The organism is Mesonia sp. K7 (genome assembly GCF_003233725.1).
Taxonomy (GTDB): Bacteria; Bacteroidota; Bacteroidia; order Flavobacteriales; family Flavobacteriaceae; genus Mesonia.
Map to the genome: position 1 here is coordinate 89,738 of NZ_QKQV01000005.1, position 21,767 is coordinate 111,504.

At 35.8% G+C, this 21,767-nt stretch carries 20 protein-coding genes; 9 read left to right on the forward strand and 11 right to left on the reverse strand.

The features are described from left to right. Positions 1-89 precede the first annotated feature (89 nt). On the reverse strand, positions 90-926 hold the full coding sequence (locus DNG35_RS05280) for a DUF3108 domain-containing protein (protein WP_369908047.1): 837 nt from the start codon (positions 924-926) through the stop codon (positions 90-92). A gap of 50 nt (positions 927-976) precedes the next feature. On the opposite strand from DNG35_RS05280, the gene DNG35_RS12305 reads away from it, so the two are divergent. Continuing rightward, positions 977-1,102, forward strand: coding sequence for a hypothetical protein (locus tag DNG35_RS12305; protein WP_255419901.1), 126 nt, complete (start codon positions 977-979; stop codon positions 1,100-1,102). 44 nt (positions 1,103-1,146) lie between these two features. Here DNG35_RS12305 and hppD read toward each other — a convergent pair whose 3' ends face one another. From hppD to uvrC, 4 genes are all read right to left on the reverse strand, one after another. Continuing rightward, positions 1,147-2,307, reverse strand: coding sequence for a 4-hydroxyphenylpyruvate dioxygenase (hppD, locus tag DNG35_RS05285; protein ID WP_111126719.1), 1,161 nt, complete (start codon positions 2,305-2,307; stop codon positions 1,147-1,149). Positions 2,308-2,422: 115 nt separating this feature from the next. Beyond that, positions 2,423-3,583, reverse strand: coding sequence for a homogentisate 1,2-dioxygenase (locus DNG35_RS05290; RefSeq protein WP_111126720.1), 1,161 nt, complete (start codon positions 3,581-3,583; stop codon positions 2,423-2,425). 60 nt (positions 3,584-3,643) lie between these two features. Continuing rightward, a complete protein-coding gene (locus tag DNG35_RS05295) occupies positions 3,644-5,890 on the reverse strand; it encodes a patatin-like phospholipase family protein (protein WP_111126721.1) in 2,247 nt (748 codons plus the stop codon). After that, a complete protein-coding gene (uvrC, locus tag DNG35_RS05300; protein ID WP_111126722.1) occupies positions 5,887-7,683 on the reverse strand; it encodes an excinuclease ABC subunit UvrC in 1,797 nt (598 codons plus the stop codon). The genes DNG35_RS05295 and uvrC overlap by 4 nt, the downstream gene beginning before the upstream one ends. A gap of 98 nt (positions 7,684-7,781) precedes the next feature. Here uvrC and DNG35_RS05305 point away from each other — a divergent pair, with 98 nt between their 5' ends. From DNG35_RS05305 to DNG35_RS05320, 4 genes are read left to right on the forward strand one after another with little or no spacing between them, the layout of a single operon-like run. Continuing rightward, entirely contained in the window at positions 7,782-8,225 is a 444-nt protein-coding gene (locus tag DNG35_RS05305) for a RimK/LysX family protein (RefSeq protein ID WP_111126723.1), read from the forward strand. Then, entirely contained in the window at positions 8,222-9,094 is an 873-nt protein-coding gene (gene rimK, locus DNG35_RS05310; RefSeq protein ID WP_111126724.1) for a 30S ribosomal protein S6--L-glutamate ligase, read from the forward strand. Before DNG35_RS05305 ends, rimK begins: the two co-directional genes overlap by 4 nt. A 6-nt stretch (positions 9,095-9,100) precedes the next feature. Further along, positions 9,101-10,075 (forward strand): succinylglutamate desuccinylase/aspartoacylase family protein, encoded by a 975-nt coding sequence (locus DNG35_RS05315; RefSeq protein WP_111126725.1) that lies wholly within the window; start codon positions 9,101-9,103, stop codon positions 10,073-10,075. Continuing rightward, complete coding sequence (locus DNG35_RS05320) at positions 10,075-10,638, forward strand: 5-formyltetrahydrofolate cyclo-ligase (protein ID WP_111126726.1); 564 nt, start codon at positions 10,075-10,077, stop codon at positions 10,636-10,638. The genes DNG35_RS05315 and DNG35_RS05320 overlap by 1 nt, the downstream gene beginning before the upstream one ends. Here the strand turns inward: DNG35_RS05320 and DNG35_RS05325 are convergent. From DNG35_RS05325 to ileS, 4 genes are all read right to left on the reverse strand, one after another. Continuing rightward, complete coding sequence (locus DNG35_RS05325; protein WP_111126727.1) at positions 10,635-11,252, reverse strand: lipoprotein signal peptidase; 618 nt, start codon at positions 11,250-11,252, stop codon at positions 10,635-10,637. The two genes, DNG35_RS05320 and DNG35_RS05325, sit on opposite strands and share 4 nt — an antisense overlap. Positions 11,253-11,279: 27 nt before the next feature. Further along, entirely contained in the window at positions 11,280-11,882 is a 603-nt protein-coding gene (locus DNG35_RS05330) for a DUF4097 family beta strand repeat-containing protein (protein WP_111126728.1), read from the reverse strand. A gap of 380 nt (positions 11,883-12,262) precedes the next feature. Further along, on the reverse strand, positions 12,263-12,646 hold the full coding sequence (locus DNG35_RS05340) for a TraR/DksA C4-type zinc finger protein (protein ID WP_111126730.1): 384 nt from the start codon (positions 12,644-12,646) through the stop codon (positions 12,263-12,265). A 5-nt stretch (positions 12,647-12,651) separates the two neighbouring features. Beyond that, a complete protein-coding gene (gene ileS / locus DNG35_RS05345; protein WP_111126731.1) occupies positions 12,652-16,053 on the reverse strand; it encodes an isoleucine--tRNA ligase in 3,402 nt (1,133 codons plus the stop codon). Between the two features lie 198 nt (positions 16,054-16,251). On the opposite strand from ileS, the gene DNG35_RS05350 reads away from it, so the two are divergent. Then, positions 16,252-16,680 (forward strand): TerB family tellurite resistance protein, encoded by a 429-nt coding sequence (locus tag DNG35_RS05350; protein ID WP_111126732.1) that lies wholly within the window; start codon positions 16,252-16,254, stop codon positions 16,678-16,680. A gap of 17 nt (positions 16,681-16,697) precedes the next feature. On the opposite strand, the gene fbp is transcribed toward DNG35_RS05350, so the two are convergent. Next, entirely contained in the window at positions 16,698-17,705 is a 1,008-nt protein-coding gene (gene fbp / locus DNG35_RS05355; RefSeq protein WP_111126788.1) for a class 1 fructose-bisphosphatase, read from the reverse strand. A 75-nt stretch (positions 17,706-17,780) separates the two neighbouring features. On the opposite strand from fbp, the gene DNG35_RS05360 reads away from it, so the two are divergent. From DNG35_RS05360 to DNG35_RS05370, 3 genes are read left to right on the forward strand one after another with little or no spacing between them, the layout of a single operon-like run. Further along, positions 17,781-18,260, forward strand: a complete 480-nt coding sequence (locus tag DNG35_RS05360; protein ID WP_111126733.1) for a GNAT family N-acetyltransferase — start codon at positions 17,781-17,783, stop codon at positions 18,258-18,260. Next, positions 18,257-19,510 carry an aspartate kinase gene (locus DNG35_RS05365; RefSeq protein ID WP_111126734.1) on the forward strand — a complete coding sequence of 418 codons (1,254 nt, stop codon included), beginning with the start codon at positions 18,257-18,259 and terminating at the stop codon, positions 19,508-19,510. The genes DNG35_RS05360 and DNG35_RS05365 overlap by 4 nt, the downstream gene beginning before the upstream one ends. A gap of 36 nt (positions 19,511-19,546) precedes the next feature. Beyond that, positions 19,547-21,370 carry a lysophospholipid acyltransferase family protein gene (locus DNG35_RS05370; RefSeq protein ID WP_111126735.1) on the forward strand — a complete coding sequence of 608 codons (1,824 nt, stop codon included), beginning with the start codon at positions 19,547-19,549 and terminating at the stop codon, positions 21,368-21,370. Here DNG35_RS05370 and DNG35_RS05375 read toward each other — a convergent pair whose 3' ends face one another. Beyond that, on the reverse strand, positions 21,371-21,760 hold the full coding sequence (locus DNG35_RS05375) for a VOC family protein (protein ID WP_111126736.1): 390 nt from the start codon (positions 21,758-21,760) through the stop codon (positions 21,371-21,373). It lies immediately after the preceding gene. Between the last annotated feature and the right edge of the window lie 7 nt (positions 21,761-21,767).

Consider the following 21,767-nt stretch of genomic DNA (forward strand, 5'->3'; position numbering starts at 1 on the left):
TTGTTCTTCTTGAGCTCAAAAATATCTAATGCGCCACTCTTTAACAACAAAAACTTGACAATTTTATTATGAATGTTTTTAACAAAACTTTAGTTGAAAGCATGTTTTAGGTTTTTATACTCTTCTAAATCCGCTTCTAACGAACCAACAGCTAATTTTGCTTTTATTTTTACAGGAATTTTATTTTCATCTGCACTTACCCAAAATGTCAAACTTTCTTCTTCTTCAAAAACTCTTCCTGCTTGTACATATGGTCTAAATTTTAAACACTCTATTTTCCCAAATTTTGTTTTTACAGTTTCTTTTTCGAGAAAAACAGTTCTAAATCTGTAGTTTTCATTATCAAAAAACAAATCGATATCGATTTTATCTCCTTCTTTTATGGTCTTATGGTCTATTTTATTTCTTAAAAAATAAAATACCGAAAGCATGTCGTGTACATTTGGTTTGGTTTCAAACTCTTTTAAAGTTTCTCGCTTTTTATCATGAACAATTGCTTTCTTTTCTACCTGATTGAAATCTATTTGTACATTTTTGGTGTGACCGCCTTCATCTATTTTTCGTAAAAAACGTAAGGGTAACTGCGTTTTTTTATCAATATAAGTTTGGTAATTGTCATCTACCTTAAAAAATAAATCAAGTAAGCCTGTTGATTTTCCTTTTCCGACGATATGGTAAACAGGCCGGTTGTGCAGGTTTTTTTCTTTTACTTCTAGTGTAGCATAACTAGCGTTGAACCAACCGTAGTGTATTCTGAACTTAAACCACTCACCATCTTGGTAAGCCTGGTTATTTTCTTGCGGATAGAGTGCCCAAGTTTGCAGCACACATAATATATATAAGAAATATTTTTTCATTGTTTTATGGTATTGTAATTTGGTATTTACAATTTCTATTCCAAAAATAGATAAAACAAAAAACCTCATCAAATCTATGATGAGGTTTCATGCTTATTAACCAACTAAAACTTAAATTTATGAAAAAAATTCTCATTTTTTACACTCTTGGTAACCACTCCAAAAATGCTGTGCAAAAGTATAACAATATTTTACACCTACAACACCAAGAGCAAACTTTAACTAATTTAACAAATTATATTTAATTATTTAGCTTTTGTTCTAGATGTTTTTTAGATAAAGTTAAGTTTTATAATGTACCTCGTAATTCTTGTTCTCTTTCAATCGACTCAAAAAGGGCTTTAAAGTTACCTGCACCAAAGCCTCGAGCTCCCATTCGCTGAATGATTTCGAAAAATAATGTCGGTCTATCCTCTATTGGCTTGGTAAAAATCTGTAATAAATAACCTTCTTCATCTGCATCGATCATGATGCCCAGACTTTTTAATTTTTCGATATCTTCTTTAAGTTCATGGCTAAATTCTTCTAACCTTCCCGGAACAGCTTGATAATAAGCTTCTGGTGGATTGGAAAGAAATTCTATACCTCGTGATCGTAAATCGGCTACGGTTTTGATGATATCGTCTGTTGCAACAGCAATGTGCTGTACTCCTGGACTTTCATAAAAATCTAAATATTCTTCGATCTGTGATTTTTTAATACCCTCTGCAGGTTCGTTGATCGGGAATTTTATTCTTCCGTTACCATTACTCATCACCTTACTCATCAATGCAGAATATTCGGTATGTATTTGTTTGTCATCAAAAGACAGGAAGTTAACAAACCCCATGACATCTTCATACCATTTTACCCAAGTATTCATTTCACCCCAACCAACATTTCCTACCATATGGTCAATATATTTTAGGCCAACTGGTGCTGGGTTATAGTCTGATTTCCACTCTTTGAAACCAGGCATAAAGATTCCGTTATAGTTTTTACGTTCTACAAACATATGCACGGTTTCGCCATAAGTATAAATACCTGAACGTACTACTTCGCCGTGCTCATCCTTTTCTACTGTTGGTTCCATATAAGATTTTGCTCCTCGAGAAGTAGTTTCTTCCCAAGCACTTTTTGCATCATCTACCCAAAGTGCTATCACTTTTACACCGTCACCATGTTTTACAATATGATCGTTGATAGGATGTTTTGAATTGAGCGGAGTAGTCAAAACCAAACGTATTTTGTCTTGCTTTAACACATAAGAAACTGTATCTCTACTTCCTGTTTCTAAACCCCTATAGGCGTATGACTGAAACCCGAATGCCGTTTTATAAAAGTGAGCCGCTTGCTTTGCATTTCCTACATAAAACTCAACATAATCTGTTCCTAGAAGTGGCAAAAAATCTTCTGCCCCTTCAAATATTTTTTCTAATCCGTAATCTACTGATTTTATTTCTTTACTCATCTTTGATAATTTTTTTAATTCATTATAATAACTGTTTGTGATAAATTTTTAATTTGAATTAATGTTTTACCACATCGCACGCATTTGTGAAGAAATAGCTAAGCTTTTCATATTTTTATTCTTCTAACCAAGATTGATGATAGCTATCATCAGCTATTTTCATACCTTCTTCGGTAACCATAAGCGGTTTAAAAGTATCGACCATTACTGCCAATTCTTCTGTTTCAGTTTGCCCAATACTTCTTTCTACAGCACCTGGATGTGGGCCGTGAGGAATTCCTGCAGGATGTAACGAAATATGACCTGCTTCAATATCGTTTCTGCTCATAAAATCACCATCTACGTAATACAATACTTCGTCGCTATCTATATTGCTATGATTGTATGGCGCCGGAATTGATTGCGGATGGTAATCGTATAATCTAGGGCAAAAACTACACACCACAAACGCATCGGTTTCAAAAGTTTGATGAACTGGCGGTGGTTGATGAATTCTTCCTGTAATAGGCTCAAAATCATGAATAGAAAACGCATAAGGATAATTGTAACCATCATAGCCAACCACATCAAAAGGGTGTGTCGCATAAGTAATATCAAACATTTGCCCTTGTTTTTTTATTTTCATGAGAAACTCTCCTTTCTCATCATTGGTTTCTAATTCGTAAGGTCTTCTAATATCTCTTTCGCAAAAAGGCGAATGCTCTAAGAGTTGCCCAAACCAGTTTCGGTAACGTTTTGGAGTATAAATTGGTCGGCTTGATTCTACAATAAACAAGCGATTGTCTTTTCCGTCAAAATCTATTTTATAGATTGTACCTCGAGGAATCAACAAATAATCACCGTATTTAAAGTCTAAATTCCCTAGGTGGGTTCTTAATTTACCTGTTCCCTTATGTACAAAAATCAATTCGTCTTCATCAGAATTTTTGTAGAAATAATCTTTCATCGACTCTTGTGGCGCTGCTAGAGTTATAGAGCAGTCTGAATTGGTCAGTACTGTTTTTCTACTCTCTAAAAAATCTGATGTAGGCGCGGTTTGAAATCCGTGAAAGCGATAAGACTTCAAATTGTTCTTTACCGCTATTTTTGGTTTGATATCATATGGTTCTTTCACACTTTTTACCTGAGTTGGTCTGTGTTCATGGTAAAGATTGGTCGACATCCCATCAAAACCTATAGTGCCGAAGAGTTGTTCGTAATACAAATCGCCATTTGGTTTTCTAAAAATGGTGTGTCGCTTTGGCGGAATTTTTCCTAATTGATGATATAAGGGCATAGTATTTTGTACTTTTTACAAATATCGAAAATTTTTGGGTTTTTAAAGAATTTTAGTGTCCTAAAACCAATACCCCAAACTAATAAACCATTGACTTTCGTTGGTCTCTGTAGAATAGGTATATTTCAGTTCGATTGGCCCTAAAATGGTTTCCAGACCGTAACCAAGGCCAAAACCTGTATAATCGGGAAGGGAAAGCCAGTTTCCTGTTTCGTATAGATTGTCTTCTACATTGGCTGCGTTGTAACCTGCTACGATATGGTTTTTACGAAAAATCTCGTAATCCAACTCTATTTTGCCTCTAATGTAACTATTTGCCGAAAGCTCTAGAAAATCATATCCATAGAAAGAAGTTATATTATTGAGTGGTCGATTACCATAACCTCCTATAAAAAAGTTTAAAGCGCTCATATCATTATTTCCAATACGCAAACCCGTATCAGTTTCTAATCGTAAACTCACTTTTTTTAGCGGTCTAAAAGCATACCCGATTTTTCCTTTAGCAATAGAGAATTCCGAAAAATCGAAACTCGCTTCGCCAGACAAAAGGTATAGGTTGAGCAACCCACTAAAATAAATACCCGATGAAGGAAAATAAAAATTGTCATAAGTATCAAACTCTATATACCCTAAAGCGCTGTATAGATTACTTTGCTCTAAAATGGTAAATGGGAGTTCATCGGTACTCGTCTGATCTAGGATTGTTTTCGTTTCTATTTTGGTATATTTGTGTTCTGCACCCAAACCAAACTTAAATGATTTCAAGAAAAAAGTTTCTGCGTAAAATTGGTTGGTAAAATCACTATAGGCGATCCTCACCTCATTTACATTAAACTCACCAATGTTTGAGTTTTGCTGAACAAAATCGAAACCGACATCTTTTTTAAACTGGTTGTAGTTAGAATTAATCCCTAAACTCCAAAAATCTCCTTTATCGATATAATATTGAAAGTCGTACCTAAAGTTATCTCCAACAATTCCATCAAAAGAGATAATATCATTAGGAAGCAGTAATCTTTTTTTGGTAATATTTACTAAGGCTGCACTCCTAAAAAGTTCATCGTAATGCAATGCCAAACGCAAATACATGTGGTTTTCGGTCTCGTTGACCATCATATGCATATTGTATTCGTCATTTTCTTGTGGCATCAGACAATATTCTATCCGCTTAAAATTTCCCGATGCTGAAAGATTATTGATACTTCTATTCAGTTCTTTAAATGAAAGTTTTCTACCGCTTCTGAGCTTTAATTTTCCTTGCAGGTATTTTTTAGGATAATTTTTATTGCCTGAAACGGTAAAACTATTGATGGTAAGCGAATCTAAAGGCTCGATTTGTATTTTTTCTCCCACATCTTGATTTTGCTCTTGAGCAACTGCTTGCAATTCACTATAAAATCTCCTTGCTGCATTTTCTCCAGCTTCAATAATTTTGTCTCCTTTCTCGAAAGAGAGAATCGAAAAATCGGTGATATTGGGTTTAATGTACAAATCCGTTTTTCCAATCTTGTCTTTCATGTCCTTGATTGTTCGGAAGTTATTTACCTGTGTCATCACTTCAAAAACTGTTTTCAACTCTTTTCGTGATGCTAAGCTATCTTGTACATCTACTCCGATAATGTAATCAACACCTTTAGCTTTTAGTTTTTCAACAGGATAATTATTGGTAATTCCGCCATCGCTAATCAATCTTCCATCTATTTCTACAGGACTAAACAACGAAGGAATCGCTCCACTTGCCGAAACCGCTTGCGGCAACGAACCGTGATCTAAGGTGATTTCTTCTCCTGTTTCGATATCTGTCCCGATACAAAAAAACGGAATGGGTAAATCCTCAAAATTCTCGACATCACTTACGTGAATCATTAGCTGCGACAGCAGGTTGTATATGTTTTGACCTTTAGACAAACCTGATGGAAATGACACTTTAAAATTATCGAAAGGTAGTATTAAGGTATATCTATCTGAATCTTTTCGTTCGTTAAAGGTTTTGGTAGTTCTGGGTAAATCATCTTGAATAAGATCGTTAAAATTGGTTTCCCTAAAGATAGAATCGAGTTGATGCGGCGTGTAACCTGCTGCATATAACGACCCGATAATTGCGCCCATACTTGTTCCTGCGATATAGTCTACTTTCACACCCGCAGAATCAATCATTTTTAGCGCTCCGATATGTGCCAAACCTTTCGCTCCACCACCACTTAAAACCAACCCTACTTTCATTTTTTTCTGCTCAAAAACTTCTTCTTGAGCAAGTGTCTGAAAGCATATAAAGACCAATAACCATAGAGCTATTTGTTTTTTCATGAGTTGTTTTGGTAGTAGTTATAAATTATTTTTCCTTTTGCTTTTCCTATCACTTCTTCTATTTCTTCTAAGGTAGCATTTTTTATTTTTTTAACCGACCTAAAATGTTTTAAAAGCTCTAAAGCTGTTTTTTCTCCTATTCCAGGAATGGTTTCTAGTTCTGTTCCAAGCGCAGATTTACTTCTTTTATTGCGATGAAATGTAATCCCGAAACGATGCGCTTCATTTCTGAGTTGTTGGATAATTTTTAAACTCTCCGACTTTTTATCGATATATAACGGATATTTATCGCCCGGATAAAAAATCTCTTCCAATCGTTTGGCAATTCCAACAATGGCTATTTTTCCGCGTAAGCCTAGTTTGTCTAAAGCTTTTAAAGCGGAAGAAAGTTGCCCTTTTCCTCCATCAATCACAATAAGCTGTGGCAAATCTTGCCCTTCTTCCAGCAATCTTTTGTAACGCCGGTATACGACCTCTTCCATAGATGCAAAATCGTCTGGACCGTCTACGGTTTTTATGTTAAATTTTCGGTAATCTTTTTTACTCGGCTTTCCGTTTTTAAAAACTACGCAGGCTGCAACTGGATTTGTCCCTTGAATGTTAGAGTTATCAAAACACTCGATATGTCTTGGCTCTTCACTAAGGCGTAAATCTTTTTTCATTTGAGCCATAATGCGATTGGTATGTCTGTCTGGATCTACGATTTTCATCTGCTTGAAAGTCTCTTGACGGAATTGCTTCGCATTACGCAGCGATAAGTCTAATATGGCTTTTTTGTCACCCAATTTCGGGACAGTCACCTTGATGTTTTCACCTACATTTACTTTAAAAGGTGCATATATTTCACGTGAAATAGACTGAAAAGTCTGTCTGATTTCGGTAATGGCAAGTTCTAGTAATTCTTCATCGGTTTCGTCGAGTTTCTTTTTGAGTTCGATGGTGTGTGAGCGAACAATTGCGCCGCGTTTAAGCTGTAAAAAATTGATATAACCCGAGCTTTCGTCACTGATAATACTAAATACATCTACATTATTTACTTTTGGGTTGACAATAGTGGTTCTAGCTTGATAATTTTCGAGCACTTCTATTTTTTCCTTAATCTCGTGTGCTTTTTCAAATTGTAGGTTTTCCGCGTAAGCGTGCATCTCTTTTTTAAAAGCATCGAGCGAATCCTTAAAATCACCTTTGATGATGGCTCGTATCTTTTTGATGTTTTGTTGGTATTCTTCGTGACTTTGCAAATCCTCGCAAGGTCCGAGGCAATTACCAAGGTGGTATTCTAGGCACACCTTAAACTTGCCACTTTCTATATTTTCTTGCGAAAGTTTGAGATTGCATGTTCGCAACGGATATAAATCTTTGATAAGCTCTAAAAGTGTATTGACCGTTTTAAAGTTGGTATAAGGTCCAAAATATTCGCTCCCATCTTTTATGACTCGACGCGTTGGAAAAATTCGTGGAAAACGCTCATTTTTTATACACAGCCAAGGAAAGGTTTTATCATCTCGAAGCAATACATTGTACCTCGGTTGGTGTTTTTTGATAAGGTTATTTTCCAACAACAACGCATCAGATTCAGAGTTAACAACAATGTGTTTGATTTTGGCTATCTTTTTGACCATCGAAGTTGTCTTATAACTTTTATGGTCTTTATTAAAATAAGAGCTTACCCGTTTTTTAAGATTTTTGGCTTTACCAACGTATAAAAGCTTACTATTTTTATCATAATATTGATAAACACCCGGATTGTTGGGCAAGGTTTGCACCTGGATTTCTAGTGACAATTCATCCATACACTCAAAGATAATGTAAGTTTTATAATCTGAAATGCTATTTTTTCAATCTGTTATTTTAATTTTATAATAACTATCAACTTCTCTATTTTTGTCATATGGTTTCAGAGAAAAAGCTTATCGGAAAAAATGACCACGCCGACTTTCCGAAATTGGGTTTGGAAGACATTGCTATCAAAATAGACACAGGAGCTTACACCTCCTCTATTCATTGTTACAATATCCATATCGAAAACAACGTGTTGTATTGTAATTTTTTAGACCCGGAACATCCACAATATAACGATAAAGAGTTTAAATTTACCCAGTTCGAACTCAAAACCATAAAAAGCAGTAACGGGATTTCACAAGAGCGATACCTTATCAAAACCAACATTACATTATTTGGAAAAACACATCAGATAACGCTTTCGCTGAATAACAGACAGGAAATGAAATTTCCAGTACTCTTAGGCAGAAAATTCCTGAATAATAAATATCTTGTCGACACCCAATTAGAAAACCTATCCTATAATTTAAAAAACAACCTTAGCAACTCATGAACATTAAGATTTTATCAAGAAACAAAGACTTATACTCTACTCGCAGGTTGGTAGAAGCGGCTAAAAAACGAAAACATGAAGTTGAGGTCATAGATCCGTTAAAGTGCGATATTGTCATCGAAAAGAGAAAGCCAAATGTCTATTTCAAAGGGCATTACATTACCGATGTCGATGCGATTATTCCTAGAATTGGTTCTTCGGTTACATTTTACGGAACTGCTGTTGTACGACAATTTGAAATGATGGGTGCTTTTACCACCACAGATTCTGAAGCATTGGTAAGAAGTCGTGATAAACTCAGGAGTTTACAGGTGCTTTCTAAAGCCAAAATTGGGTTGCCAAAAACTGTTTTCACCAATTATTCGCGTGATGTAGAAGGTGTGATCAATCAAGTTGGCGGAACTCCATTGGTCATCAAGTTATTAGAAGGAACGCAAGGTTTGGGCGTTGTACTTGCCGAAACCAAAAATGCAGCCCGTTCGGTTATCGAGGCTTTTAATGGGTTACAAGCAAGGGTTATCGTTCAAGAGTTTATAAAAGAAGCTAAAGGAGCAGACATTAGAGCTTTTGTCGTTGATGGTCACGTCGTTGGAGCGATGAAAAGGCAAGGTAAAGAAGGTGAGTTCCGTTCTAATCTACATCGTGGCGGATCTGCAGAAGTGATACAGCTTTCTGATGAAGAAGAAGTGGCTGCAGTAAGAGCTTGTAAAGCACTTGGTTTAGGCGTTGCGGGTGTAGATATGCTACAAAGTGCTCGCGGACCATTGATTCTCGAAGTAAACTCTTCTCCAGGACTCGAAGGTATCGAAAAAGCAACGGGCAAAGATATCGCCAAAACTATTATCCGATACATCGAAAAAAATGTGTAATTCTATATGACATTTCTCGATAAGAAAAACATACTCACACTACTAGAAAAAAAAATAAAACCTGGCGAAAGCGCTCGTATCAACTTCAACACTGCCAAATTATTTACGGGTAGCATCGTTGAAGTGCCAATTATTATTGAGCGTTCTAAAAAACCTGGACCCATTGTTTTAATCACTGCAGGCCTTCACGGCGACGAAATCAATGGTGTAGAAATTGTTCGACAGCTCATCGCAAAACAAATCAACAAACCTAAAATTGGAACGATTATCTGTATTCCGGTCGTCAATATTTTTGGCTTTTTAAATCAATCTCGTGAGTTCCCTGATGGTCGTGATCTTAATCGCGTTTTTCCAGGTTCAAAAAAAGGAGCTTTAGCGAGTAGGTTTGCTTTTCATTTTATGAAAAAAATTCTACCCGTAGCCGATTTTTGTCTCGATTTTCATACCGGAGGAGCAAGTAGGTTTAATGCTGCACAGATTAGAATTGTAAAAGACGACGAAAATCTTTTACAGTTGGCTAAGGTTTTTAATGCTCCGTTTACGGTATACTCTAAAAATCTTTCTAAATCCTATCGTGACGCCTGTACTAAATTGGGCAAACCTATTTTACTTTTTGAAGGTGGAAAATCATTAGATAGTAATAAAGACATTGCCAAAGAAGGCGTTGACGGAACGATGCGGGTCTTACATCACTTAGAGATGCTTTCAAGCGAATTTGAAATTCCTGAAAGGACATATGAAACGATTATTATTGACCAATCCATTTGGCAACGTGCCAAATACAGCGGCTTGTTGCACATAAAAATTCCTATTGGAAAACACGTGACCAAAGGCGAATATATTGCCATTATTACCGATCCATACGGTTTGTTTCGTCACAAGGTAAAAGCGAGTGTTTCGGGTTATGTGATTAACGTTAACCAAGCACCAATTGTTTACCAAGGTGATGCTATTTTTCATATTTCAAAAAACGAAGAATAGTGCAAAAACAAGAACTCAGAAAAAAATATAAAGCATTAAGAAAGTCTTTGTCTTTCGATGAAATCGAAGAAAAAAGTCTAGCAATTGCCAACCAATTACTGACTTTACCGATATGGGATTTCAGTTTTTACCACCTTTTTTTAAGTATCGAAAAGCATCGAGAAATCAACACCGAATATGTACTGCACATCCTTAACGGAAAGGATAAAAATGCGGTGGTTCCCAAAAGTGATTTTGCAACTTCCGAAATGCAACATTTTTTATTGACAGACGCTACTCCCTTAAAAGTGAATCATTGGGGAATTCCCGAACCTGTAAATGGTATCGAGATACAAACGCAACAAATAGAGGTTGTTTTTATTCCTCTTTTGGCTTTTGATGAAAAAGGCCACCGAATTGGCTACGGAAAAGGTTTTTACGATCGTTTTCTAGCCAAATGTAAACCCAAAACCTTAAAAATTGGACTTTCGTTTTTTGAAGCCGAAAAAGAAAACTTTGAAGTATTCCCTACCGATATTCAAATGGATTTTTGTGTGACGCCAGAGAAAGTTTATAAATTTTAGCTTTCTACCTTCTTCTCCTTTGGAAATGCTTTTTTGTTAAAAATAATAAGTAAGGCTACCCCAATGGTAATTGCAGAATCGGCAATGTTAAATACGGGATCGAAAAAAGTAAAATATTGTCCGCCCCAAAAAGGCAACCATTCGGGTAAATTACCTTCCCACAAAGGAAAATACAACATATCGACTACTTTACCGTGAAACAAAGTGCCATAACCACCCGCTTCGGGCAAAAAGCTTGCTACGTGTGTTGGTGTGCTTTCGTCAAAAATAAGTCCGTAAAAAACCGAATCGATGATATTACCCATCGCACCAGCAAAAATCAAAGCGATAGAAAAAACAAGTACTTTCGCACCATTCTTTCTTACCGTATCCCACAGCCAATAGCCAATTCCTACAATGGCTACCAATCTAAAAAGTGTTAAGATAAGTTTACCATATTCCCCGGGAATTTGTGCGCCCCAAGCCATTCCGTTATTTTCGATAAAAAGTATTTTAAACCAATCGAAAACTGGAGAATCTTCGCCTAAAAAGAAATTGGTTTTGATGTAAAACTTCGAGAGTTGGTCAATCAACAACACAATAAAAATAACCAGCGTCGCTTTTTTTAGTGACATAAAAAAGAATTTGCGCAAAAATACATTTTATTCTGTATTATTGATATAGATATTGCCATCTATCGTTTTTAATTTTATTTGGTCGCCTTGCAAAAGAGGTTCGTCGGAATAAATGTTACCATTGGTCGTTTCTGCCCAAATTTTTTCCTCTGTGGTTTGTATATTGATGTTTCCACGTAAGGTGTTTATTGCTGCTTTGCCTGTAAAGTTTTTGAGGTTACAATTTCCTGAAAACGTATTGACCGAAAGGTATTTTAATTTTCCTAAACTATTTACATTGGCAATATCTGAAACCAAAAACACCGATTTATTTTCCGGAATTCTCAGTTTCACTTTTACCGAAAAAACCTTGTGTGCGCTCAGTTTGTCATAACCGCTCTGATAAATTTCTGGATAAACCGACTCTATGGTTAGCGTTTTTCCTTTTTCAATAAAATTTATCTGAAATTGGTTTTGGTATTCGCCTTCAGAAATCAGTTCTATAGTTAATTGCTGATTTTTTACACTTTCTATTTCTACTTCAAAAACTTGATAAAACACCAAATTGATTTCCTCAAAATAAGAAACGTTCAGTTGTTTTTTCTCGATGTGTTGCGAAAAACCAAGTGATGAAATTAGTAGAAATATCATTATTGTCTTGTTGCCCAAAATTCTTTAGCTTCTTGTAGTTGTTCTTCAAGTTGGTTTTTTATAACACACATATTTTTAATTCTTTTCTTATCGACATATAAAAAAACAAAATGACCTAAAAACACTATCGTTTTCTTTTACCCAATCGATGAATGCACTATGACCAACAATAGCTGAAGGTCCCATTACAAAACAGACAAATATTCCAGATAAAACAACTTCCTTTTTATGTTTAACAAACGGAAGAGATGTTTCTTTTGCACTCTCTATTTTGTAATGCATTCTGCGGACTTTTCTAGAAAGTAATTCTACGTCATACATAGTTTATAGCCAAAAAAAGCCTCAAAAAGAGGCTTTTAATATATTGATTTAGCAAGAAATTATTTTTGCATATTTTTTGCTTCGATGCTTAAGGTTGCGTGAGGCACTAACATCAAACGTTCTTTCTTGATGAGTTTACCCGTAACTCTACAAACACCGTAGGTTTTATTTTCGATACGGATCAAAGCGTTTTTTAAGTCTCTGATAAACTTTTCTTGACGAATAGCCAACTGCGAGTTTGCTTCTTTGCTCATCACTTCACTACCTTCGTCAAAAGCTTTAAAGGTTGGTGATGTATCATCAGTGCCATTGGTACTGTCATTCATATAAGCACTTTTATAAAGTTCTAATTGTTCAGTTGCTTTCGCAATTTTCTCCTGAATCACTTTTTTGAACTCTTCTAAGTCTTTATCACTGTATCTTTCTTTTACTTCTGTTGCCATAATTCTTACTGTTTTTTAATAGACAATCTGGTGTTTACATCGTCAAAGGCAATTTCCGTACCATTGTCTAAATGCTCTGCTAGTTCGAGGTTTGCAGTAAGCGTTTCGTTTTTAATGTATTCTTTATTGGCTAAAATCGCATTCTCGACAATACCGTCTTTTAGCACTTTTACTTCTATTTTATCAGTTACTTCAAAACCAGAGTCTTTACGGATATTCTGAATTCTATTCACCAACTCTCTGGCAATACCTTCATTTTTCAAAGCATCATCTATGGTAACATCTAACGCAACGGTAATACCATTATTGCTCGCTACCAACCAACCTTCTATATCTTGCGAAGTGATTTCTACGTCTGATAGCTGCAAAGTAGTCATTTTTCCATTAATTTCTATAGAAATTTCACCCTCTTTTTCAATTTTTGAAATCGACGCTGCATCTAGCTGATTTACAGCAGAAACCACACTTTTCATATCTTTTCCAAAACGTGGACCTAAGGTTTTAAAGTTAGGTTTAATGTTTTTAATCAAGATACCCGATGTGTCGTCTATCAACTCGATTTCTTTCACGTTCACTTCCGATTTTATCAAATCTGCTACCGCTAAAATCTCTTCTTTGCTCTTTTCATCCATCGCAGGAATCATAATTCGCTGTAAGGGTTGTCTTACTTTTATCATCTCTTTTTTACGTAAAGACAATACCAAAGAAGAAATCGTTTGTGCTTTCTCCATTTTTGCTTCCAATTTCGCATCGATATACGATTTGTCTTGCATCGGAAATTCTGCCAAATGTACACTTTCAACAGTTTCCTGTTGTGTCGCTTTTGTTAAATCTTGGTAAAGTCTATCCATATAAAACGGAGCGATGGGAGCACCCAATTTGGCAATGGTCACCAAACAAGTGTATAAGGTTTGGTAAGCCGAGATTTTATCTTGTTCGTAATCGCCTTTCCAGAAACGCCTTCTGCTTAAACGCACATACCAGTTACTCAAGTTTTCCTGTACAAAATCAGAAATATGTCTGGCTGCTTTTGTCGGCTCATATTCTTCGTAAAACTTATCTACTTTACCAATTAAGGTGTGTAATTCAGATAAAATCCAACGGTCTATTTCTGGTCTTTCGTCAAGCGGAATCTCTTTTTCACTAAAAGTAAAGTGATCAATATTTGCATACAGCGAAAAGAACGAATAGGTATTGTAAAGAGTACCAAAAAACTTACGTCTAACTTCGGCAATTCCTTCGATGTCAAATTTTAAATTGTCCCAAGGATTGGCGTTCGAAATCATATACCAACGTGTCGCATCGGGACCAAATGCCGCAATCGTCTCAAACGGATCGACTGCATTGCCCAAACGTTTCGACATTTTTTGCCCGTGTTTGTCTAACACCAAACCGTTAGAAACCACATTCTTATAGGCCACATCATCAAAAATCATCGTAGCAATGGCGTGAAGGGTGTAAAACCAACCTCTGGTTTGGTCGACACCTTCGGCAATGAAGTCGGCTTGACGCTCGCCATTTTCGACCATTTTTTTGTTTTCAAACGGGTAATGCCATTGTGCATAAGGCATCGAACCCGAATCGAACCAAACGTCTATCAAATCGGCTTCGCGATACATGGGTTTGCCTGATGGCGAAACCAACACCACTTGATCGACAATGTTTTTATGCAAATCTACTTTATCGTAGTTTGCCTCACTCATATCTCCAGATTCAAAATTGGCAAATAGATTTTTTTGCATCAATCCAGCGTCAACCGATTTGTCCATTTCCGCCTTGAGCTCTTCTACCGAACCAATAATGGTTTCTTCTTTGCCATCTTCAGTTCTCCAAATTGGTAACGGAATTCCCCAATAACGCGATCGCGATAAGTTCCAATCGTTGGCATTGGCAAGCCAGTTTCCAAAACGACCTTCACCAGTCGAAGTAGGTTTCCAATTAATTTTTTGGTTGAGCTCATGCATACGATCTTTTACATCGGTAATTTTAATAAACCAAGAGTCTAGCGGATAATACAATAACGGCTCATCAGTACGCCAACTGTGGGGATAACTGTGTACATATTTCTGAACTTCAAAGGCTTTATTTTCTTCTTTTAGTCTGATGGCAATTTCTACATCAACCGATTTTTCCGGCACTTCACCCTCGTCGTAATATTCGTTCTTTACATATTTACCGGCTAATTCGTCCATTTCTGGTCGAAAACGACCTTGTAAATCTACCAACGGCACCAAATTGTCGTTTTCGTCTTTGACCAACATCGGTGGAACTTCTGGCTCGGCTTGCTTCGCCACCAAAGCATCATCGGCACCAAAAGTTGGTGCTGTGTGAACAATTCCTGTTCCGTCTTCGGTAGTGACAAAATCTCCGCTAATCACTCTAAACGCATTTCCCGGATTTTCTGCGGGTAACGTATAAGGCAGTAATTGTTCGTATTTAATACCAACTAAATCTTTACCTTTAAACTCCTTTACAATTTTATATGGTATTTTTTTATCTCCTTGTTTGTAACCTTCTAGGGCTTCTTCACTTTCGACAGACTGGTATTTTTTACCAAATTGTTTTACCACAAGATTCTTGGCAACGACCACATTTACCGCAGCGAAAGTATATTGGTTATAGGTTTTTACTAAAACATACTCGATTTTCGGACCAACGGTCAATGCTGTATTACTTGGCAATGTCCAAGGTGTGGTCGTCCAAGCTAAAAAATGAACCTCATCAAATTCTGCTAAAAAATCGGGTAAAGTTTCGCTTTTAGCTTTAAACTGAGCGGTAATCGTAGTATCGGTTACATCACGATAACAACCAGGCTGGTTCACTTCGTGTGAGCTCAAACCTGTTCCCGCTTTTGGCGAATAGGGCTGAATCGTGTAGCCTTTATAAATCAGACCTTTTTTGTATATCTCAGACAATAGCCACCAAACGGTTTCCATGTACTTCGATTTGTAGGTGATGTAAGGATCGTCAAGATTGACCCAATAACCCATTTTTTCGGTAAGGTCACGCCAAACATCGGTATAACGCATAACCGCATTTTTACATGCTTCGTTGTATTCTTCTACGGTTATCTTTTTACCAATATCTTCTTTGGTAATACCCAACTCTTTCTCTACCCCTAACTCTACAGGCAAACCGTGCGTATCCCAACCAGCTTTTCTCTTTACCTGATAACCTTTTTGGGTTTTATAACGACAAAAAATATCTTTGATGCTTCTTGCCATCACGTGGTGAATTCCTGGCAAACCATTTGCCGAAGGTGGACCTTCAAAAAAGACATAAGGTTTGTTATCATCTCTGGTAGAAATACTTTTCTCAAAAATTTCACTTTCTTTCCAAAAAGCAAGTATTTCTTCAGCAATGGCAGGTAATTCTAAAGATTTATATTCGGTAAATTTTGATGGCATAACCGTATTTTTTCAAATAAGTTGCAAAATTAAGGAATTTTGAAAAATCTGTGGTATAATGAAGGAAAAATCTACTGGTTTTTAGCCAATTGTATATGCGAAAGTGATCTTTTTAAAAATAATTCTTTTTAAAACTCTGTTTTCTATTTCAAAAGAAGCGAAATATTTATATTTGTAGCTTATTATAATTTATAAATTATGTCATTTTCAGATTTATTTTATTCTGGAGAACACAGAAGAAATTTAGCACATTTTGCTGCTATTGTTACTTTAGCAACCGTTGATGGTGCGGTTAATCCTGAGGAAGAAAAAGTGTTGCAACGTTTGGCAACCAAACTAGACATTACCGAGACTGAATATAAAGAGGTGATGAAAAAGCCTGATGGTTACCCGATTAATCCGCCAAATTCTAAAGAGAGGAGATTAGAGCGTTTATATGATTTACTGATGATTATTTATGCTGATCATAATATGGATGAGCAAGAAGCTTTCTTACTGAAACGTTATGCGATTGGTTTAGGTTTTTCTTCAGAAGATTCGCAAAAAATTGTCAATCGTTCTATTCAGATTATGAGTGGTAAAATCCCTTTTGACGATTACATTTATCTTTTAAATAAGAAGGATTAATCCAATCCTTCTTATTTCTATTTATACTTTTCCATAAATTTTTCTGCATCTTCAACCATACTTGTTGTTCCTGCAAAAAATGGCACTCTCTCGTGTAGGCTAGAAGGCTTGATGTCCATAATTCTTTGGTAACCATCACTTGCTTTTCCGCCTGCTTGTTCTACCAAATAAGCCATTGGGTTACATTCGTACAATAACCTTAACTTCCCTTTTGGATTTTTTGATGTGCTTGGGTAAATGTAAATTCCACCTTTCAAGATATTTCTATGAATATCTGAAACCAACGAACCAATATATCGCGAGGTATATGGTCTGTCTCCTTCTTCGGCTTGGCAATATTTTAAATAATCTTTTACACCTTGTGGAAATTGCAAGTAATTCCCTTCGTTTATCGAGTAAATATTTCCCTTTTCGGGGAATTTCATATTCGGATGCGACAAATAATATGTTCCTATCGCAGGATTAAGTGTAAAACCGTTTACACCGTGACCTGTGGTATAAACCAACATGGTAGAGGTTCCGTAAACAATATAACCTGCGGCAACTTGAGCATTTCCTGGTTGCAAAAAATCTTCGAGCGTCACCGGAGTTCCTATTTTGGTTTTTCTTCGATAGACCGAAAAAATAGTTCCTACAGAAACATTTACATCTATGTTTGAACTTCCGTCAAGCGGATCGATAAGTACGACATATTTATTCTGATGGTTTTCTTTTTGTCCGCAAATGGTGATAAAATCGTCTTCTTCCTCAGAAGCAATTCCACATACAATTTCTCTATTGGTGAGTGTTTGTATAAATTTTTCGTTGGCGTAAACATCCAATTTTTGTTGTTCTTCACCCTGTACATTGGTTTCACCAACGGCTCCCGTAATATCTACCAAACCTGCTTTGTTTACTTCGTGATTAACCACTTTTGCTGCTAATCTTATCGAGTTAATCAACCGAGAAAGCTCTCCCGAAGAGTATTTAAAAGCTTCTTGATTTTCGATAATAAACTCTCCTAGGGTCTGATTTTTTTTTACCATTTTTTCATCTTTATGCGACAAAAATAGCAAAAAAGTAGTTGTGATGTTTATTTTTGCTAGATAAGCCTTATTTGTATGCACGTAAAAATAAGAAAAGCTACTCCAGAAGATATGGGTCAAGTTTTAGAACTCATCAAAGAATTGGCTCATTTTGAAAAAGAACCAGATGCAGTAATTGTTACCGAAAAACAAATTATAGAAGATGGTTTTGGTGATAACCCTCTTTTTGAATGTTTTGTTGCTGAAAAAGAAACCAAAATTCTTGGGATGGCGCTTTGTTATTTTCGATATTCTACTTGGAAAGGAAGAACCTTACATCTTGAAGATTTAATCGTAAACGAAAACTATCGGGGTAAAAACATAGGGTTACAGCTTTATAAAGAAGTAATGCAGTTTGCTACAGAAAACCAAGTAAAACGTGTAGAATGGGTAGTTTTAGATTGGAATAAAAATGCGATTGATTTTTACCAAAAAACAGGCGCAAAAGTTTTAGAGGATTGGAGAATAGCTCAATTTGACGAAGCTTCTTTGCAAAAATTTATACAAAATTCATGAAAGTATTCAAGTTTGGAGGAGCATCGGTAAAAGATGCCGATGGCGTAAAAAATTTACGAAACGTAGTGCAAAATACTGGTACTACCAATAAAGTCGTTGTGATTTCAGCGATGGGAAAAACCACCAATGCTTTAGAATCGGTTATCAATACCTACTCTCAAACTAAAAATATAGACTTACACGAGGTAGTTAACTATCATCGGGTAATTATGGAAGGTTTATTTCCTAATACTTCCCATGAAGTCTATAAAAAAGTAACTGTTTTATTTCAAGAAATTGAAAACTTTTTGAGAACCAACAAATCACTCAATTACGACTATGTTTACGATCAGGTAATTGTTTATGGTGAATTGATCAGTACAACCATTGTTAGCGAATATTTAAAAAACGAAGGAATTGAAAACACTTGGCTAGACGCGCGAAATCTTATTAAAACAAATGATGCTTATCGCGAAGGAAAAGTGAATTGGGAACTGACTTCCAGTAATATTTCAGATCAAATCACTATGTCTAGTCTATACATTACACAAGGTTTCATCGCTTCCGACGAAAATAATTTTTCGACCACTTTAGGTCGAGAAGGTAGTGATTATTCGGCAGCAATTTTGGCGTATTGCCTCCATGCTCATGATGTCACCATTTGGAAAGATGTTGATGGTGTTTATAACGGTGACCCAAAAGTTTTCCTAAACACACAAAAATTAGAGGAAATATCTTATACTGAAGCTATCGAATTGGCATTTTATGGTGCTTCGGTTATTCACCCAAAAACATTACAACCACTACAAAAAAGAGAGATTCCGCTTTATGTAAAATCTTTTTACAAACCCAACGAAGAAGGAACGGTTGTGAAACGTGGTGGAGCAAAAATCAAACCTTATGTTCCTTGTTTTATTGTAAAAAATAACTTGGTATTGATTTCGCTTTCAGCGATAGATTTTTCTTTCTTTGTAGAAGAAAATATCAGCGAGGTTTTTGCCTTGTTTCATCAACATCAAATAAAAGTAGATTTGATACAAAATTCGGCGATTAGTTTTTCGGTCTGTGTCGATAATAAATATAATCGTTTAGATGAACTTATTTTAAAACTTAAATCGAAATTTAAAGTTTCTTTCAATAAAGATGTGTCGCTTTATACCATTAGACACTTTAACACAGGAGCTATCAACAGTATCGAAAAAGGGAAAACTATTCTGCTAAAACAACTGACGCGCGAAACGGTACAAATAGTAGCCAAACAAGAGTCGTAAAACATATTTTTATATATTTGTTGAAAGCCCCGATAAATGAGCATCGTTACTGCAAAAGAAATATCAGAAGGTTTAAATCTTGATAAATTCGGGTTTATTGGCTTGTCTATGAGCCGGTTGGTTATGAACCTAACCAAAATTAGTGATGCCAACACAGTTTATAACAAATACAAACATCTTCCAGCCTTAGAGTTTTTAACAGCTGTTTTAAATCATTTTGAAGTCAATTATGAAATTGCTGATAAAGATTTAAAAAGAATTCCTAAAACAGGACCTTTTATCACGATTTCCAATCATCCGCTTGGAGCGATAGATGGTATCATTTTAATGAAAACTCTTATCGAACAACGACCCGACTATAAGGTAATTGCCAATTTTTTATTACATCGACTCGACCCACTAAAACCTTATATTATGCCTGTCAACCCCTTTGAAGACAGAAAAGATGTAAAATCGAGTTTAGGAGGTTTGAAAGAAGCTATCAATCACTTAAAAGAAGGTAAACCTTTTGGGCTTTTTCCTGCAGGTGAGGTTTCTACCGAAAAAGAAGATAAAATTTTGGTCGACAGACCTTGGCTAAAAGAAGCGATGCGATTGGTACAAAAATCTAAAGTGCCAGTTGTACCGGTTTATTTTCATGCGAGAAATAGCTCGAGTTTCTATCGCTATGCCAAAATAAACGATGCGTTAAGAACGGCAAAGTTACCCAGTGAAATGTTTTCGCAAAAGCACCGTAAAATCAAGGTTCGTATTGGCAACCCTATTTCGTTAGACGATCAAAATCAATATCCAGATTTAAAAGATTACACCGCTTTTTTACGAATGAAAACCTATTTGCTTTCCAGCGGATTTGATAACAAAAAAAGCTTACTAAAAAATATTGAATCGCATATCAAGATTCCAACTTTAGGCAATAAAGAACCTAAAGAAATTGTGGGTGAAACTCCAGAAATTCTCATGGAAAAAGAGATAGAATTTTGCCGTAAAAACAACAAAAGACTCTTAGAAAGTAAGAATTATGAGGTTTTTCTAGCCGAACGAAAAGATATTCCGAATATCGTAAAAGAAATTGGTCGCTTACGCGAAATCACTTTTAGGGCGATTGGCGAAGGTACCAACAATGCGATAGATATCGACCAGTTTGACGATTATTACCACCATATGTTTTTGTATGATAACGAAACCAGAAAAATTGCGGGAGCTTACCGAATGGGCTTTGGTGCTCAGATTTTCCCAAAATATGGTATTGATGGTTTTTATCTACAGCAGCTATTTAGGTTTGAACCCGAGTTACACAAACTCATGAGCGAAAGCATAGAAATGGGAAGAGCTTTTATCATTAGTGAATACCAGCAAAAACCTCTTCCGTTATTTTTACTCTGGAAAGGAATTGTACATTGTACACTTCGTTTTCCCGAACATAAATATCTGATTGGTGGCGTAAGCATTAGCAATAAATTTTCTGAATTTTCGAAATCGATGATGATCGAGTTTATGAAATCACATTACTATGATCCGTATGTTGCTCAATATGTCCATCCTAAAAAAGACTACAAAGTCAAGCTAAAAGACGCCGAAAAAGATTTTGTTTTTGATGAGACCCAAGCCGATCTCAATAAATTTGATAGACTTATTGACGAGCTTGAACCCGATAACAGTTTAAGAATGCCTGTGTTGATCAAGAAATACATCAAGCAAAATGCAAAAGTTGTCGCTTTTAATGTCGATCCGTTATTCAACAATTCGGTAGATGGTTTGATGTATATTAGAATTGCAGACTTACCCGAAAGCACCGTAAAACCTGTGATGGAAGATTTACAAGCAGAGTTGGAAAGTAAACTCAACCATTCCGATAAATAATTATTCTAAAAAGGCTTTATCGATTGGTTCCCAAAGTTCGATTTTATTACCCTCGAGGTCAACAATCCAACCAAATTTTCCGTAGCTGTATTCTTCTATTTCACCTACCACTTGTACCCCTTCTTTTTTAAGCTCGTCGAGAAGTTCTACTAAATTCTCTACCCGAAAATTCATCATAAATTCTTTCTGTGAAGGCTCAAAATATTTGGTGTCTTTTTTAAACGGACTCCATTGGGTAGAGCAATCGTTACCCTCATTGTCTTTCCACCAAAAAGTACAACCATACTCGTCTGTATTTAAACCCAAATGCTTCTGGTACCAATCTTTTGTTTTTTTGGGATCTTCTGTTTTAAAAAAGAAACCGCCAATTCCTGTGACTCGTTTTTTCATTTTCAGT